The organism is Paenibacillus sp. M2 (genome assembly GCF_046713495.1).
GTDB classification, from domain to species: Bacteria; Bacillota; Bacilli; order Paenibacillales; family Paenibacillaceae; genus Paenibacillus; species Paenibacillus amylolyticus_B.
The window spans coordinates 1974236-1991570 of record NZ_CP169648.1 but is presented as its reverse complement, the minus strand read 5'-3'; the positions used below and the strand labels follow the sequence as shown (position 1 = coordinate 1991570).

Here is a 17335-nt window from a genome sequence, read left to right as displayed (position 1 = left end):
CGGGCATCCACTTTTGTTAGGATTCCTGAAGTGCTTGTTCCAAATCTACAATGAGATCTTCGATATCTTCCAGACCTACCGAGAAGCGCAGCAACCCATCTGTAATGCCACGGTCACGGCGAACGTCAGCCGGCATTGCCGCATGAGACATCATCGCTGGGTAGGAAAGAATACTCTCCACAGCTCCCAGGCTTACTGCAACAATGGGGAGCTTCACCCGGTTAAGAACTGCTTTTGCACGATCGCCTGAACCGACGTCAAATGAAACGACAGCTCCATATCCTGTGGACTGGCGCTCATGTGCCTCACGGCCCGGATGATCCTCCAGTCCAGGATAAAAGACAGCGGTAATATCACTGCGCTGATTAAGCCATGCCGCCAGTTTGGCTGTGCTCCGTTCACTATGAGCCATGCGAGCCCCCAAGGTTTTCATACCGCGCATCAGAAGCCAGGATTCTTGTGCCCCGAGTACAGTTCCAAGTCCATTTTGCAACTGTTTCAGTTGTACACCAAGTGATTCCGTGCGAGCAACCGCTAACCCTGCCAGTACATCACTGTGACCTCCGAGAAACTTCGTAGCACTATGTACGACGATGTCCACACCAAGCTCAATTGGACGCTGATAGTACGGTGTCATAAAGGTGTTGTCCAGAATCGTGATCAGGTCATGTTCCTTCGACCAGTCAGTTACAGCAGCGATATCCGTAATTCGCAGTGTAGGGTTGGACGGTGTCTCCATATAAACTGCCTTGGTGTTTGGTTTGAGTGCCGCTTTTACTTCATCTATATTGGTCATGTCTACAAAGGTTGTCTCGATCTGCATACGGCTTAATATGGAAGTAAGCAAACGATACGTACCTCCATATACATCTTCCGTTACAATCATGTGGTCCCCTGCGGAGAACATCATGAACACGCTTGAGATCGCAGCCATCCCTGAAGAATAGGCAAAACCTCGTGCCCCGCCCTCCAGCAATGTGATGTAATCTTCCAAAGCCTGACGTGTCGGATTACCCGAACGACTGTAATCATGTTGAGGCGGATTGAAGATATCAAAATGATGGAATGTTGATGCTTGGTAGATCGGTACACTCGATGCTCCAGTCGTTTTGTCAATTTCATCGCCAAAATGGAGCAACTTGGTATCAAATTTTAACTCGGAATTGGGTTTGTTGTTGGACTCACTCATGAGTGCACGCCTCCTTCCACTTCCTGTTGTGCAACTGTCAGAGCATTGCCGAGATCTGCAATCAGATCATCTGCATGTTCAATGCCTACGGAGAACCGGAGCAGACGGTCATCCACACCTACGGCTTCACGAATTTCAAGCGGAATATCTGCATGAGTCTGTACTGCGGGATAAGTCATGAGTGATTCAACTCCGCCGAGACTTTCGGCAAAAGCAATGAGTTTGATATGACGCAGCAACGGTTCAACATAACGTGCATCCTTCACTTTGAAAGAGAAGATACCTGTGTTACCGGTGGATTGTTTATTCTGTATTTCATACCCCGGATGATCGGATAGGCCTGGATGATACACTTCAACCACCGCTGGGTGCTCAAGCAAGTATTTAGCAATAGTAAGTGCATTGTGCTCATGACGCTCCATGCGAAGAGCCAGCGTTTTCATCCCTTTCATCAACTGGTAGGAGTCACTTGGAGACAATACCGCTCCAATGGAATTATGCAAGAACGCCATCTCTGCAGATAACGCTTCACCTTTGGTAATAATTAGTCCAGCGAGCACATCATTGTGTCCACCCAGATATTTGGTAGCGCTATGAATGATGATATCGGCACCCAGTTCAATCGGACGTTGGAAAAATGGAGTCAACAACGTGTTGTCAACAATGGTCAACAGGTTGTAACTTTTCGCCCAGGAAGCAACGGCTTCCACATCGGTGATCATCATCAGTGGATTGGTTGGTGTCTCAATAAATACCGCTTTGGTATTCGGCTGACGAACCTTCTCCAGTGCTGCAAGGTCATTCGTGTCCACATAACTGGCAGTTACGCCGAAACGGGACAGAATACGTTCCAGCAGACGATAGGTTCCACCATACAGATCCAGCGATACAATCAGATGATCCCCTTGACCAAACATGGCAAAAATCGTTTGCAGCGCGGCCATTCCCGAGCTACAGGCAAACCCTGCATCACCGGACTCCAGCGCTGCAGCGGCTTCTTCCAATACTTTACGGGTTGGATTAGTCGTACGAATATAATCAAACCCCGTGCTTTGTCCAAGCTTCGGGTGGCGAAACGCAGTGGATTGATAGATCGGAAAGTTAATGGCGCCTGTTACCGGTTCATTGATGGACCCAATTTGTGCTAAGCGGCTTTCGATTTTCAACTTGTTGTTGTCTTCCATTGCTGCATCCTCCTGTAATCTCGATTAGATTTGCGGACCAATATCATAAGGTGTTTCTTGATACACATAGTAATTGAGCCAGTTAGAGAATAATAAGTTGGCATGAGCGCGCCAAGTAGCCGGTGGCACACGGGAAGGGTCGTCATTCGGATAATAATGTCTAGGCAATGCGATATCCAACCCTTTGGCTGCATCCCGGTCATACTCCCACTTTAATGAGAACGGGTCATACTCGGCATGTCCTGTGGCAAAAATCTGTTTGCCGTCTTTGGTAGCAACCAGGAAGATCCCCGCTTCCTCGGATTCAGCCAAAATCTCTAAATTCTCATTCTTTTCAATATCTTCGCGTCTCACTTCCGTATGACGGGAATGTGGAACGTTGAATACTTCATCGAATCCACGCAACAACGGAACATGTGGTTTATTAATGGTATGTGGGAAAACGCCAAAACACTTTTCATCAAGTGCAACCTTGGGTACGTCAAAATGATGGTATAAACCTGCCTGGGAAGCCCAACATATGTGGAGGGTTGAAGTCACATTGGTTTTGGTCCATTCGAAGATCTCCTGGATTTCATTCCAATAGTTCACGTCTTCGAAATCCATCTGTTCCACCGGGGCACCCGTAATAATCATTCCATCGAAACGGCGGTGCTCAATCTCATCGAAGGTTTTATAGAACAGATCCAAATACTCCTGAGACGTATTCTTCGACGTATGGGATTTGGGATGTACGAGAACGACATCCACCTGAATAGGCGTGTTTCCCACCAGACGAAGCAATTGTGTTTCGGTCGTTTCCTTTGTGGGCATCAGGTTTAATATAGCGATACGGAGTGGACGAATATCCTGCTGATATGCAGAAGTTTCATCCATGACGAAGATATTCTCTCCTTCAAGTACTTCTTTTGCTGGTAGAGTATCAGGTATTTTGATTGGCATAGTAAATCTAACTCCTCCTTGTGCATAGATAGATGCAGCCACCCTGGCTTGATGTCTTCACATCAATACAGTTATAGACTGCCTTGAGCTTGTAAAAACATTGAATTGTTCTTTCATCCAACGTTACAAACAACCTCAAGTTCCTTAGCGAAAATCACTGCTGAGAAGTCGGGGCATATGACAAAGACCTTCCTCGGATTTCGAGAAAGGTCATATGTAAAATAGATATGCGCCTCTCTCATCTCTCAGTTACAACAGTGCCACTTGACACTTAGTCGCTGCAAGAATTAGCACCGTGCGGTATACCGCCGGTTGCCGGGTTTCATCGGGCCAGTCCCTCCACCTACTCTTGATAAGATTTCGCTGTATTAGATTGTAATTTAATATGGTTCACCGTCTACTTTATTACATTAATGCCCTCACGTCAAGATGCAGTTCGATGTCTGCTTCCCAGATCGGAACCGTTCATCATCCGTTGTCATACACTGCCTCAGGGCGCGAAATAGACACATTTTTGCGCTTGAAAGCACCTTGTACCAGCGGTATACTAAACAAGGTGTTATAAACCCTTATGTGAGAGGTGACATATTAAATGGATGGCGACCCGAGGCCTGACTGGCAGCCGAATTCCGACAAACTGCATAGAGAATTGACATCAGCATGCCGGCAGCGGGACGTGACTTCCGTTTGATTTTATAGTGAACGCAGCCCTGATCTCCAGGCTCCGCTGCCGACCGGCTGATTTGTTCTTTTTGCGCCCATAATGATAATATCCGCCAAGTTGGCGGGTGCAGAAGGAGTAGATTAACGATGAAAATCCGGTTGGTAAACAACGGTGTATTTATTCCGGTGGACGACATTCAGCAGGCGCTGACTCCACCAGCGGAAGGATTTTACTGGATTGATGCAGACGTAGACGATTTGGCGGTACTTCAGCCGCTGTTCTTGATGCATGATCTGGCTGTGGAAGACTGTCTTAGTGACGAAGAACAACGTCCGAAGATTGAAATTTATGAGAACCATTATTTTATTGTGATTAATAGCATCCGTTTCGATGATGAAGAGATATTTCTACGTGCGGTGAACTTATTCCTCGGCAGACATTTCATTATTAGTGTTACCAAGCAAAAGGTCAGCGAATTGCGCACACTGAAACCCATCCTGTGGGAACAGGAAATCAGCACACCGGATCGTCTGCTGTATTTGCTGGTTGACTTGATTGTTGATAATTATTTCACCGTAGGTGACCGAATTGAAGCACGGATCGAGAAGCTTGAGGAAGACATTCTGATGCACACCAAAAAGTCACATCTGAATGAAATCATCGGGCTGCGCAGTGAGATTCTGTGGCTGAAAAAAGTCCTTGGACCTCAGAAAGAGGTCATCAACACCCTGAACAAAAAAGATCTGCGTCTCATCGATGATCAATTGCAAAAGTATTTCAGTGACATCTATGAGAATGCTGTAAAAATATCTGAAACCTTTGAGACTTATCGCGACCTGATGGGCAACTTGCGAGAAGCCTACCAATCCAGTATTGCGAACCGGGCGAATGAGATCATGCGTGTATTTACCGCCATTACCACGGTCTTCATGCCGCTGACGGTCATTACCGGTATATACGGCATGAACTTTACGAATATGCCAGAGCTTAACTGGAAATACAGCTATTTTGTTGTAATTGGCCTGATGGTTACACTGGGCCTGAGCATGTTCTTCATTTTCCGCAAGAAAGACTGGGTATGAACTCGTATGAAATGAAAAAAGACGAAGCGCTCCTCCGGGAGAAACGCCTCGTCTTTTTTCATTTCTGATCATTAACCAACATTCTTCTCTGTCTCTGCGTGCCGACGGAAGCGGATCCGAATCATGCGCAGTCTTTCATAGACCTGCTCCAGACTTCCTCCATCGGGTTTCTCTCCTCCATACACCTTATGTAATACTGGCTTCAGGAACGTATCTCCCAGCTCCTCATACGCACTCCATACGGCCTCTTGTTCGTTCTCTGGCATCACTGCCAGCTCCACATCAAGAAGACAATCGGTGTCATAACCTTCGTGATCCAGTGCCTCTAACAGCTCAACCAACTCGCGTCGGGATAATCCGGATCGATTAACAATCTCCTCTAACGTATACCCTTCCTTCATGCCTTCAAGCACCTGCTTGCGCGTGGTGAACTTATCAAGTTCCTGCTTATACTTCTGCTCTCTCTGCTTGTATAACCAACTCTCATACTCTTCTTCCTTCAGCGCCGTGTATACCCAGTCCAGCGGGAATGTCGTTGAACGCTCCAACCCGTTTGTAATCTCCATCCATTCCGTACCATACTCAGTTGCTTTGCTCTCTCCTACGCCCGGCAGTTGCATCAGTTCATCCAGCGATTGCGGAACAAAGGCACTGATCAAACGCAGCAAACGATTTGTTGCAATAAAATACGGTGCCTTCCGGTCAGACACAGCTCTCTTCCTGCGCCATGTGCACAGATCCGTATATAATTGCTCATTGCCGTATAACTCACTGTAACAATGGAGCCGCTGTCCACCATAACTGCGTGACTTCAGATCATCATTCTCATGAAATAACCCCTGCAACTGCGGTCGGTACCCCTCACTCATCTGTATGGCAAGCTGATGACGGTAAATATGAAGCAGCTCCTCCCAAGAAGTCCCTTCATACCAGATGCTGTCCTCACGCTCTCCTTCCTCGTAGCGACTCCATCCCAGCTGCCAACTATCTTCCTCTTCCCCAATCCATAACTGTGCATACTCTGCATTCTGATCCGACATTCTGGACAATCTGTTCATGAAAATGACTTCCATTTTCGTTCCCTCCCTTTGAATATTCAGCTTATACGAGTTAGAGATACTACCTATAGGCAGCACAAAAAAAAACACCCCTCCTGCAAAATCCATGCAAGAGAGGTGCTTCCTCATTAACCGTACTATGCTGTTGCCCATATCATACCACAATGGTAAAATTCGTCAATCCCTTAATGACCTACTTATTCAATGCCAACTTGGCAAGCGCCAGCGAACCACACAGCCCTGCATTGTCGCCAAGTCCTGGTGAAACAACATACTGGTCAATGTCGGATTGAAGTGCCGGATGCTGAACGTATCCAGCCAGCAACTCCTGCAGTTTGCTACGCACCATCGGGAACAGGTGCTCCTGCTTCATTACTCCGCCACCCATGACGATTTTCTGCGGAGAAAGAATGAGAACATAATTCATCAGTGCATGTGCCAAGTAATGTGCTTCGATCTCCCAAGCTTTATGATCTGCAGGCAGTTCATAAGCCGGTTGCTCCCAACGTTTGTTAATGGCCGGTCCTGCTGCAAGGCCTTCGAGGCAGTCACCATGATACGGACAGAAACCCTCGTATGTATCCTCCGGATGTCTGCGTACAATGATATGTCCCATCTCTGGATGTGACAATCCATGGACCATTTTACCGCCAACCACAGCACCTGCACCAATACCTGTACCCACAGTGATATACAGACAGCTCTCAAGACCTTGTGCAGCGCCCCAGGTTGCTTCTCCAAGTGCCGCACCATTCACATCCGTATCAAATGTCATCGGCACATCAAAATGCTCCTTGAGCTTGCCTATCACGTTATACTGTCCCCAATGTGGTTTAGGTGTTGTTGTGATATATCCATATGTTGGGCTTCCTTCAATCGGATCAATCGGACCAAATGAACCTACGCCCAGAGCTTCAATGCCTTTGCCTTCAAAAAACGAAATCACTTGAGCCATGGTCTCTTCCGGTGTTGTTGTTGGAAAACTTACGCGTTCCAAAACTTCTCCGTTTTCTGTGCCAATACCACATACAAATTTGGTTCCGCCTGCTTCAATTGCGCCTAAGATCGTCATGTTAGTCACACTCCCAAGTTAGTTTAAAAAGGAATTCGAATTGCTTTACTTGATGACACTATAATTACCCTGCTACTTGTTCTCCAGCTTGGACAATCGTTTCATTAACGTTTGCCTCCAGCTGTCTGACAGCGCAGGAATGGCCAGCAACGCCCGAATACCTTCGACATTTTCTTTCCCCTGATGCATAATTCGATTGGCTTCAAGAACCGTCATTGAGGCTGGATCGGTGCTGATCCGTCGAAATATCGATGAAGGTCCTACCTCACCTTCTTGCAGTACACGAAAGTAAAAGCCGGTATATCCACTCTCCTGAAAATAAACAGGCAGGTCCTTATAGTCATACCTTGCACCCAGCTTGAAGCAAGGTTGTCTGGGCTGACTGACCTGCACTGTAGCTTCGCCCAACTCGTACACATCACCAATCCGGACGTCTTCTTCGGCACAGCCTTGAACTGTCAGATTTTCTCCACAAGCTCCCCAATCCAGCGTGCGATCCATCAGTTGTTCCAGCGCCGGATAACGACTGTAATCGTATACACAAACGGCTTTGTCAGGCCCACCATGATGCACCAGATCCGCCTGCGCATCCCCTGTCATTCCAGTGAATGACAGGAAAACCGCGCCGGATACAGGATGTTTTACAATGCCGCTCAGCACCTCACGCTTCTGCCCAGGGAGCGGCTGCGGCAGTCCTACATTAATGGCCAGAACAGCTGTATTGTCCTCCCCTGGCTTTCGATCCGATGTGAGTGTCATTTGGCATCATACCTCCCATAATCGCTTTCTTTTAACGCACAGAGCCGCCAAATACGAGTGTATTACTCAAGAGCCGGCCTGGTGAAGTCAGCATTTTGCCCCCGGCATACATACCCGAGGAAGCACCGCCATCCAAATTCATGGCCTGTTTGGCACCAAGCTTCTGCATCACCGCTGCCCACTCCTTGATTGTTGCTCCGGAAACGGTAGCCAGCATAACAGAACCGTCCGCCATAATCGCAATACCACTTCTGGCTCCAGAAGCATTAAGAATCTTGGCATCCTTGAAACCTTCGCTCGTCGGATTGACAGCTACCTTGCCGTCTTTCACCAGACGGGGTCCTGCTCCCACAGCAGTCACTACATCTTGCCAAGGAATCTCTTTGCCTGCTGCGTTCGTATACTTATAATTCATTTCTACGGTCGAACCCACGGTAAAACGGTCCGAAGAAGATTTCTGATTACCTGTGAAGACCAATACCGAGCCATTCTTAGGAATCGCTACATTGGTATTGGGCACTTTTTTGGTCACGATACCTTTCTCCATGACAACCGCAGTGCCACCTTTGAACCCAACTGTGGCACCTCGTTCAGGCGTATACAGCATCGTAATGCTTGCGTTCGCTGAAGGGGTTCGATTAATAAAAGTCGCATACCAACTGCGTGATTTACCTTTTGTATCCGTTACTTTACCTGTCAAACTCACCTGAAGTGAATCCATGATCGCCGAGCCGTCTTCCTTAAATCCGATGGATGTTCCGTATCTTCCAATATGTATGACCTTACCATTTGCTATTAACATGCCATATGGATCTGGTGCTCCGTTATATGCTTCAAAAAATGCTCCGTTAATGGCTGCTTGCGCACCATAGGCTTTCACGATCGATGGCAATGTTGCCGTCTGGCCAACTTGCTTCTTCGCGAGTCCGACAGTAACCGGTGTTCCCTTTGGAATCGAAACGGTCTGTACGGTAAAATTACGTCCTGCTGCTTTTACTTTCTGTACTTTGGTACTAATTGCTGCTTTGGCATCCACTGTCTGTGGTGCACTTACTGCTCCCGAAAGAATTACGGGCAAGGCCAGGACAAGGGCCATAGCCCCTGTCCACCACTTTTTGCCTGTTCGTACGTTCTTCATGTTGCTCACCCTATTGCCACTCCCATCCAAGAGCCAAGGCTCTTCATCTCAAGTTGTTCAAACTTGTCCATGACCATATCCGGATCAAGACGCAATTCACAGATATCCAGCGCACAGGCAACCGGAACAGCACAATGAATCTCTGCCAGTTTGCGGGACAGATGAAGCATGTCCAGATCATTCTCAATCTTGTTACGCACCGAAGGGGTCAGTTTATCCATGTTGCTCAAAATCCCTTCAATGGAGCCATATTCCTGTACCAGCTTCAACGCTGTTTTCTCACCAATTCCCCGTACGCCGGGATAATTGTCGCTGGCATCTCCCATCAGACCCTTCATGTCAATCACTTGACGAGGTGTCAGTTGTTTCTCTGCCATGAGCGTTTCAGGATTATACACCATGTAGTTGCCATGGCCTTTTTTCATAATAATGATACTCGTGCGGTCATTAATCAGTTGCAACATGTCGTGGTCACCCGTCAGTACCATAACATTCATATCTGTCTCTTCGGTATAATACTTCGCAAGCGTCCCGATACAATCGTCGGCTTCGAATCCTTGTGCACCTATATTCGGAATACCCAGGCTATCCATCACTTCACGAATCAGGGCAAACTGGGGAATCAGGTCATCCGGAGCTTCGGCCCGGTTGCCTTTGTAGGCTGCATATTCTTCACCGCGGAACGTCTTACCGCCCATATCCCAACAACAAACGACATGACTTGGTCCAAAAGTCTGAACCGCATCCCAGAAATAACGGATAAATCCGTAGACTGCGTTGGTAGGCAATCCTGCCTTTGTACGTCTGATATATCCGCTTGCAGATGTCGCATAAAAAGCACGGAACAACACCGCCATACCGTCTACCAGCAACAAAGTAGGTTCATTACGTTGATTCACTTGAATTTGTTCTCTCCTATCTAAATCTAGCATATAAAATACGAAACTAATTCTATCATTATAGCATAGTTCCGCCAACCATCGCTCAGCCAAAAAAGCCCTGAATTTTGAACAATTCAAGGCTAATATTCAGCGCGTTTATGCGTTGTTCCATTCCTGCTCGTACGTTTCTTCCTTGAATCCAACCGTTACCTTTTCTCCATCCGTAACGATCGGACGTTTGATCAGCCGACCATTGGAAGCCAACAAACGAATCTGTTCATCATCGGACATGCCCGGAAGCTTGTCTTTCAATTGTTGTTCTTTGTACACTTCCCCGCTCGTATTAAAGAACTTTTTCACTTCCAGTCCACTCTTTTGGATGAGTTCTGTTAGTTCAGATTCGGATGGCGGTGAGTCAAAAATAGGGATTAACTCCAGCTCATGTCCTTGCGCTTCAAGCCATTTTACAGCTTTGCGGCATGTGCCGCATTTGGCATATTGATATACTTTTAAGTTGCTCATTTATTTACCTCCAAATGCTCCGGTTTCGTGTGGCTCCGGTCTCGACTTCTCGCTTCCCTTGGTTTGCTTCGCAAATCCAAAAGTCGCTCCAAATCGATACCATCGCCATGTAATTTTACTGACTTTGGCGAATGAGATCAAAAACACACATTCGCTATATTTTTTGGGTCAAAATCTTACAGCTTTTATATCCTTAAAAGCTTTTGAGATTTGAATTCTTGAAATATTTAACATCAAATTGGTAAACATCAATACATTAGACCATGAAACCATAATGATTAGCCTACGGCATGTTGTTCGGGTGCATTATAGCACCCCTCACAATGGAATAGCTTACTAGCGTTGAAACTTAAGCAGAAAGGGCCTAGCAAGATGGACAGTACAGGAAAGCTACGACACCCACTACACAGAGGGCGTATCTAAAGCCCTCTTCGCAGGCTTCCTACAGTTCTTCTCTGGGAGCTGCCTCATCATTCAAACGCTGCTCCAGCACGGCCATATCTGCTGGAAAAGGAGCCTGGAACGTTACGCGTTCCTGTAGAAAGGGATGTTCAAACGTCAATTCACAAGCGTGTAATGCCTGGCGTTCGATCCAGCTGTCCCGTACTTCCCGAATAGCCATGGTTTGCTCATCGATCTCGTGTACAGGTAGTGTCTTGTACATTCGATCACCGATCAATGGGCAACCAATGGACGTCATATGTACCCTGATCTGATGGGTTCTGCCACTTTCCAGCTTGAGACTTATCGCACTGGCGCTGCCTTCTGCCCAGCGTGTTAAGGTTGTGTACAGCGTTTTTGCAGCGTAGCCATCAGGTGTAACGATTCGGCGGTGTGGCTCTTCAGGATCGCGATCAATCGGGCCATCTACTGCCCCCTGTTCGGGGACAGGGCTGCCGTGCACAAGTGCAATATATTTCTTATCCACTGTTCCTGCAATCATCTGTTCGGACACATGCTGATGCACATAAGGGTTCTTGGCTATGGCCAGCACACCTGACGTTTCCTGATCGAGTCGATGAATCGGTCTGAACCGGAAGCGCTCGCCCTTGGATTTCCAGTAATGAACAACGCCATTTGCCAAAGTACCCGTGTAATGTCCATGTGTTGGATGAACGATGATGCCCGCATCCTTGTTGACAATAAGCAAGTGCTCATCTTCATACAGAACGGTAAAGGGAATAGGTTCAGGCAAAATATCATCCGATTCCTCTTGCTCCATCCGAACTTCAACGACATCACCCGCAGCTACCTTGACGCTAATGTACACGCGCTCTCCATTAAGCATGACACCTTGCTCAGTCAGCTTAATTTTAGATAAAAGCTTACGCGACACCAGCAACCGCCGCTGAAGCACGGTCTTCAGCAGCCAGCCATCTTCTTGTTCGGTCACCGTGTAGACAATCGGCGAATAATATTGGCTCATTCTTTGCGGCGGAAGACTTTTTTGCTCCGCACATATTCAATATCCGCCACCTGTTGTCTCGCGTTGGCCGTCCGTGCAACCACGAAGAAATAATCAGACAGTCGGTTTAGATACCGTCGTACAGACGGATTAATATCTGTATGTTGTCCAAGTGTTACCGTGCGACGCTCTGCGCGACGACACACAGTACGGCATACATGAAGAGCAGAAGACAGCTGACTGCCACCTGGAATAATGAACCGTTCCACTTTTGGATTCTCTGCATCATACTGGTCGATCCATTGTTCCAGACGTGTGACCATTTCATCTCTCACCTTATATTTGGTCTCACTAATCTTCACAAAGGCCAGATCCGACCCGCAATCAAACAGTTCCTGCTGAACTTCCAGCAGATGCTCACGCAGATCTTCAAATTCCCCTTGAGCAGAGTCAATAAGGCTGATCGCCTGGCCTACAAAACAGTTTAACTCATCAATCGTGCCATAAGCCTCAACTCGGTCATCATCCTTGATGACGCGTCCACCGATGACCGAAGTCTGTCCTTCGTCACCTGTTCGTGTATATATGCCCATCGTTATCCCTCCAATTGGTAATATAATAATGAATACGGGAATGCCATTTTTTCAGAAACCCGTCTATCGCTCTACACGTATATAAGAATTGGTGTGCTCTGCCGAGTATACGACAAATCGAAGGAAACCAAAAGTAAAGGAGACGATTATGCAAAACTGGATAACCGATTTCATGGAACAATACGGCTACATAGGCATTGCACTCATTATTGCTCTTGAGAACGTATTTCCCCCGATTCCATCCGAGATCATCTTGCCGTTTGGCGGATTCATGACCACCTATACCAGTCTCACTCTTCCAGGAGTTATTATCGCTGCAACTATTGGTTCTGTCCTTGGTGCTGTTCTCCTGTATGGTATTGGACTACTCATTGACGTCGAACGCCTTGAGAAAATTGTGGAACGCTGGGGACATGTTCTGCGCATCAAAAAAGAGGATATTCACCGTGTCGATGCATGGTTTGACAAATATGGCATGTGGACCGTATTATTCTGCCGAATGGTTCCCCTCGTTCGTAGTCTTATCTCCATTCCCGCAGGCATGTCCAATATGAAATTTGGTTTATTCCTTCTCTTTACAACCATTGGTACATTGATCTGGAATGTCATTCTTGTCTGCGTTGGTGCTGCGCTTGGCGCATCGTGGGAGAGCATTTTGCACTTTATGGACGTCTATTCCATTGTAGTGTACGTCATTCTCGCCATCATTGTCATCGGATGTATCATCTGGTGGATCAGACGTAGCAAAAAGCAGAAATAAAAAGGACAGCTTAATAAATGAAGCCTCCTCGCCACCAATTCGTGGTTAAGGAGGCTTGTTTATGTCACCCGTTTATGTCATCTCGCTATCGTTCATCTTCATTTCGCATGCCCTGACTCTTAAGATCGATAGCCAGACCAGATACCAGCATGTACATCTTTTCAGCATGTATCTGCAGCATCCGATTAACCGAAGCCATTCTCGCTGTAAATATTCGTTCTTCCTCGGTAGGATGCAATGTGCCATGCATTTCATTGGTAATCACAAGCAACTTCCCCTGATAAGACAATAAAGCATCAAGCAAAAGCTGTGTCTCTGAACGCTGATGATCCAGATCCTCTGTTGCCCTGAAACCGGCAGCCATCCAGGAGGTCAGACTGTCTACAATTACAATTCGCTGATCCGCCGAAAACAGATTGGATTCCCGATTAATCTGGGTGATCACCTCTGTCAGATGCTGACCGTTCCCGGCATGAATGGCACGATAATGAGCGGATGGCAATTCGGGAATAACGGGATCATGATCACCGGTGGATAAATATACACCCTCCCGGCTAATTCCGGCTGCGTACTTGAGGGCAAACCGGGTTTTACCACTACCTATGCCGCCTGTGACCGTAATCAGCAATCCGCTTCCCTCCTTCCATAGCCATTCTGAATTTTCTTTACTCTGTCAGCGCCTTCAGCACTTTTTTGGATTCTTCGACATTGGAAGATGACACTGGAATGGTAGCGAACAGATTGCTCGCAGCATATTCTACATCTTTAAACATTTTCATATCTTCGAGCGGAATGCCGTAAAGATGTGATTCTTGTTTGATATCTGAACCTCCATCTCCTTCACCCTTCTCTACCAATACTCCGCCCTCAAATACACCCCGTTCAAACTTCTTGGGATCAAAAGTATCATCCAGCGGAACATTGGAGCCATTACTTCCGTATTGTTTCATGTCGGACTCAGGCAAAATGAAAATATCATGTCCTCCAGCCGCATACTCTACCATAATTTTCTGAACATCATACATCGCACTGGTAATCACTTCCACCTTGGGTTCCTCACCCAGTTTCTGTTGCAGATTGGCCTGTAACTGCTCTGAGATTACAGATGGATTTCCTTGGTTATCAATGATGAATATGGAAAAACCATCTTTACCTCCACAACCAGCAAGCAGAAAAACGATAGAAATGATTGCAGTAAGCCCCCAAAATCTCTTCATTCCAGTTCCCCCTTTAGTCTCCTATGTCCAATATATCACAATTGTTCCACGCAAAAAAATAACCTGGCTTATCGGGGGATCACCCTGCCTTTACACACAAAAAAAAGAAGACCTTCTCAGGTCTCCCTTTCTAATTCGATTAATGAAACGTTTCAATCCAGCATAAACGTTATTTTGCTTTAATCGGGTTAGCCTTCATATATTCATTAATCTTTAAATCCAGCAAACTGCTGATTTCAATTACAATATCGGATGTGAATGATTTCTCTTCGAGGAAGATCTGTTCCATCTTGCGACGAAGCATATGAATTTCATCTTCCAAGGAAATGTCATGCAAAGATGCGTTATCGGGTTTCACCGACCATCGGTCGCCATGATCGCCTTCTGCCAGAACGTGCCCACGATTCGTCGGTAAATCATATTCAACACAAAACAAAGCTAACCCCTCCTTGGAAAAATGGTTTCCAAATATATGAAAACTTATTTCAAATTTGAATTATATCACATTATTTTGTAAAAGAAAGTATTTTTTTCAATGATAAAAATGTCACAATTGTAAAAAGATTCTACTTTAGTATTAACCCTCTTTTTGCAGTTTGTAAACAAAGTTTCCGATTCGTTCCAAAGCTTCATTTAATTGGGTTACAGAAGTAGCATAAGAACAACGCAAGAAGCCTTCACCTTGAGGGCCAAAAACATTGCCCGGAACAGCAGCCACTTTATTCTCCGTTAACAATCGCTCAGCAAACAGGTCGGAACTCATACCCGTCTTTTGAATGCTCGGGAATGCATAGAATGCTCCCTGAGGTTCATGACAATCAAGTCCAATATCTCTGAAGCCCTGCACAATTAAACGTCTACGCTGATTATACGATTCTACCATCCGATCTTTCTCACCCAAACCATTCGTCAACGCCTCAAGTGCAGCAACCTGACCCATGGCCGGCGCACACATTACCGTATACTGATGGATTTTGAGCATGGCTGCAATAAGCTCAGGATGACCACACATGTAACCGATCCGCCAACCTGTCATTGCAAAAGCCTTCGAAAATCCGCTTACGAGAATGGTCCGCTCCTTCATGTCAGGGATAGCTGCAAAGCTAACATGTTTTTGCGTATACGTCAATTCAGCGTAAATTTCATCCGCGATCACAATCAGATCATGCTTTTTAATCACTTCAGCAATAGGCAGCCACTCTTCATACGTCATGATGGCTCCAGTGGGATTACTCGGATAACACAGAATAACCACTTTCGACTTCGGTGTGATGCCAGCTTCCAGTGCTTCGGCCGTTAACTTGAATTGATCTTTCGCGTAGGTTTCAACACCAACTGGTATACCGCCACCGATTGAAGCGATTGGTGAATACGCCACGTACGAAGGTTCAGGAATGAGAATCTCGTCACCAGGTACGATTAATGCGCGCAAAGCCAAGTCTATCGCTTCACTGCCACCCACCGTAACAATAATCTCATCCTTGGGATCGTATTTGGTATCAAACTGAGTATCCAGATATTCACTGATGGCTTCTCTCAACTTCGGCATACCTGCGTTGGATGTATAACTGGTCATACCTCTTTCCAGCGAGTATACACAAGCTTCACGCATATGCCAAGGGGTAACAAAATCAGGTTCACCCACACCCAATGTGATAATATCCTTGTTGTCTCCAACCAGATCAAAGAATTTACGAATTCCGGATGGAGGTATCTGCTGCACGAGGGGTGCCAGATACGATGTCATTTTCTTGTTGTTCCCGGTTGTCTGTTCATTCACTATCATGACACATCTTCCTTTACGGCGAGATCATGAGACGGTTGTCTTCCTGATGGTCTTCAAAGATAATCCCGTCCTGCTTATATTTTTTAAGAATAAAATTCGTTTTGGTTGAAAGTACAGAGTCTATCGGAGACAGTTTCTCCGACACAAAATTAGCGACTTCACGCAGGTTGCCACCTTCCACTTCTACGAGCAGATCGTATGCACCGGACATGAGATATACGGACTTCACTTGCGGATAGAGATAAATGCGTTCGGCAATCCCTTCAAAGCCACGACCACGCTCCGGCGTGATCTGCACCTCAATCAGGGCCGTTACTTTTTCATCATCTATTTTGCTCCAGTTCACGACGGTTGCGTATTTCACGATGACGTGGTCTTGTTCCAGCTGTGCCACGGCGTTCTTGATCTTGTCTTCCGACTCCCCCAGCAACGTCGACAGCAGTGCGGGAGTCCTTCTCGCGTCTTCCTTCAGCAGATCCAGAACTTTTAATTGCAGATCGTTCAAATCTTTCATGGTTTTCCCTCCAGCATCATCCAGGTTCCTGAAAATGAATTAATACTTATATTACATGAATTTGACGTTGATGCATAGACAAAAGACCGCCTGCCCTGAATTCAGGCAAGCGGTGGTATGGTCCTTTACCATTAGGTGCTTCAAACCTCTTTTGCAAAGGTTACATGTAATAAGGGTTACCGTAATTCGGTTGATGCTGCGGCACATTAGGAGCTTGGCTATATGAACTGTTCTGCGTATTCTTTTCCTGAATGAATTGCTGACACTTTTGTTGGGTCTGGTGGGCGGACTGAATTTGCTTGTCCACATCCTGACGAAGTGCTTTGGACGAAACAGAATACATGTTGTTTTGCTGCATCAGATTGAACAGTTCCCCTTGTAATCTTAGGGTATCGTTTGTCAGGTCTGTGAACATTCGACGTGTCATGGGGCAGGAAGCTTCCGTTGTCGCAGTCGTATATTCGCGCGAGGTTCGTCTTAAATCTGCAAGAATCGACTTCAGCAGATCCTGCTCCTGCATAAAAGCGCCATTAGATGATGGAGATTGAGAATACATGCGTTTTCCTCCT

General features: G+C 46.4%; 19 protein-coding genes and 1 riboswitch. Of the genes, 2 read left to right on the top strand and 17 right to left on the bottom strand.

Going from position 1 to position 17335, the window contains the following annotated elements; genetic code table 11:
* Nucleotides 1-16 precede the first annotated feature (16 nt).
* Genes ACETMN_RS09205 through metA form a run of 3 tightly spaced genes read right to left on the bottom strand, consistent with a single transcriptional unit; the run spans nucleotide 17 to nucleotide 3315 of the window.
* Nucleotides 17-1189 (bottom strand): trans-sulfuration enzyme family protein, encoded by a 1173-nt coding sequence (locus ACETMN_RS09205; protein ID WP_105598000.1) that lies wholly within the window; start codon nucleotides 1187-1189, stop codon nucleotides 17-19.
* Nucleotides 1186-2373 (bottom strand): PLP-dependent transferase, encoded by a 1188-nt coding sequence (locus tag ACETMN_RS09200; protein WP_105597999.1) that lies wholly within the window; start codon nucleotides 2371-2373, stop codon nucleotides 1186-1188. The genes ACETMN_RS09205 and ACETMN_RS09200 overlap by 4 nt, the downstream gene beginning before the upstream one ends.
* Nucleotides 2374-2397: 24 nt before the next feature.
* Nucleotides 2398-3315: a homoserine O-acetyltransferase MetA gene (metA, locus tag ACETMN_RS09195; RefSeq protein WP_036610071.1), complete on the bottom strand. Its 918-nt coding sequence runs from the start codon at nucleotides 3313-3315 to the stop codon at nucleotides 2398-2400.
* Nucleotides 3316-3550: 235 nt separating this feature from the next.
* Nucleotides 3551-3674, bottom strand: a riboswitch (SAM riboswitch).
* Nucleotides 3675-4125: 451 nt separating this feature from the next.
* Here metA and corA point away from each other — a divergent pair.
* Nucleotides 4126-5061 carry a magnesium/cobalt transporter CorA gene (gene corA, locus ACETMN_RS09190; protein WP_062833460.1) on the top strand — a complete coding sequence of 312 codons (936 nt, stop codon included), beginning with the start codon at nucleotides 4126-4128 and terminating at the stop codon, nucleotides 5059-5061.
* A 71-nt stretch (nucleotides 5062-5132) separates the two neighbouring features.
* Here corA and ACETMN_RS09185 read toward each other — a convergent pair whose 3' ends face one another.
* From ACETMN_RS09185 to ACETMN_RS09150, 8 genes are all read right to left on the bottom strand, one after another.
* Nucleotides 5133-6134, bottom strand: coding sequence for an HRDC domain-containing protein (locus ACETMN_RS09185; protein ID WP_047844208.1), 1002 nt, complete (start codon nucleotides 6132-6134; stop codon nucleotides 5133-5135).
* Between the two features lie 178 nt (nucleotides 6135-6312).
* On the bottom strand, nucleotides 6313-7191 hold the full coding sequence (locus ACETMN_RS09180) for an ROK family protein (protein WP_047842269.1): 879 nt from the start codon (nucleotides 7189-7191) through the stop codon (nucleotides 6313-6315).
* A gap of 72 nt (nucleotides 7192-7263) precedes the next feature.
* Nucleotides 7264-7950, bottom strand: coding sequence for an MOSC domain-containing protein (locus ACETMN_RS09175; protein ID WP_091014712.1), 687 nt, complete (start codon nucleotides 7948-7950; stop codon nucleotides 7264-7266).
* A 31-nt stretch (nucleotides 7951-7981) separates the two neighbouring features.
* Entirely contained in the window at nucleotides 7982-9088 is a 1107-nt protein-coding gene (locus tag ACETMN_RS09170) for a phosphodiester glycosidase family protein (protein WP_301291341.1), read from the bottom strand.
* Nucleotides 9089-9093: 5 nt separating this feature from the next.
* A complete protein-coding gene (locus ACETMN_RS09165; protein ID WP_017689620.1) occupies nucleotides 9094-9987 on the bottom strand; it encodes a 5'-3' exonuclease H3TH domain-containing protein in 894 nt (297 codons plus the stop codon).
* A gap of 138 nt (nucleotides 9988-10125) precedes the next feature.
* Entirely contained in the window at nucleotides 10126-10491 is a 366-nt protein-coding gene (locus ACETMN_RS09160) for an arsenate reductase family protein (protein ID WP_091014717.1), read from the bottom strand.
* A gap of 442 nt (nucleotides 10492-10933) precedes the next feature.
* Complete coding sequence (locus tag ACETMN_RS09155) at nucleotides 10934-11917, bottom strand: RluA family pseudouridine synthase (protein ID WP_091014718.1); 984 nt, start codon at nucleotides 11915-11917, stop codon at nucleotides 10934-10936.
* A complete protein-coding gene (locus tag ACETMN_RS09150; protein WP_036610088.1) occupies nucleotides 11914-12489 on the bottom strand; it encodes a cob(I)yrinic acid a,c-diamide adenosyltransferase in 576 nt (191 codons plus the stop codon). The genes ACETMN_RS09155 and ACETMN_RS09150 overlap by 4 nt, the downstream gene beginning before the upstream one ends.
* A 148-nt stretch (nucleotides 12490-12637) precedes the next feature.
* On the opposite strand from ACETMN_RS09150, the gene ACETMN_RS09145 reads away from it, so the two are divergent.
* The gene (locus ACETMN_RS09145; protein ID WP_091014720.1) at nucleotides 12638-13249 is read left to right on the top strand and encodes a DedA family protein; all 612 of its coding nucleotides are present in this window, start codon (nucleotides 12638-12640) and stop codon (nucleotides 13247-13249) included.
* A gap of 85 nt (nucleotides 13250-13334) precedes the next feature.
* Here ACETMN_RS09145 and ACETMN_RS09140 read toward each other — a convergent pair whose 3' ends face one another.
* From ACETMN_RS09140 to ACETMN_RS09115, 6 genes are all read right to left on the bottom strand, one after another.
* A complete protein-coding gene (locus ACETMN_RS09140) occupies nucleotides 13335-13877 on the bottom strand; it encodes a bifunctional adenosylcobinamide kinase/adenosylcobinamide-phosphate guanylyltransferase (protein WP_411736039.1) in 543 nt (180 codons plus the stop codon).
* A 37-nt stretch (nucleotides 13878-13914) separates the two neighbouring features.
* Nucleotides 13915-14466, bottom strand: coding sequence for a hypothetical protein (locus ACETMN_RS09135; protein WP_091014722.1), 552 nt, complete (start codon nucleotides 14464-14466; stop codon nucleotides 13915-13917).
* A gap of 169 nt (nucleotides 14467-14635) precedes the next feature.
* On the bottom strand, nucleotides 14636-14857 hold the full coding sequence (locus ACETMN_RS09130; protein ID WP_179198508.1) for an aspartyl-phosphate phosphatase Spo0E family protein: 222 nt from the start codon (nucleotides 14855-14857) through the stop codon (nucleotides 14636-14638).
* A gap of 186 nt (nucleotides 14858-15043) precedes the next feature.
* Nucleotides 15044-16252: an aminotransferase class I/II-fold pyridoxal phosphate-dependent enzyme gene (locus tag ACETMN_RS09125; RefSeq protein WP_036610094.1), complete on the bottom strand. Its 1209-nt coding sequence runs from the start codon at nucleotides 16250-16252 to the stop codon at nucleotides 15044-15046.
* 13 nt (nucleotides 16253-16265) lie between these two features.
* The gene (locus ACETMN_RS09120; RefSeq protein ID WP_024628343.1) at nucleotides 16266-16766 is read right to left on the bottom strand and encodes an Lrp/AsnC family transcriptional regulator; all 501 of its coding nucleotides are present in this window, start codon (nucleotides 16764-16766) and stop codon (nucleotides 16266-16268) included.
* Nucleotides 16767-16926: 160 nt separating this feature from the next.
* Nucleotides 16927-17322 (bottom strand): spore coat protein, encoded by a 396-nt coding sequence (locus ACETMN_RS09115; protein ID WP_091014731.1) that lies wholly within the window; start codon nucleotides 17320-17322, stop codon nucleotides 16927-16929.
* Nucleotides 17323-17335 lie beyond the last annotated feature (13 nt).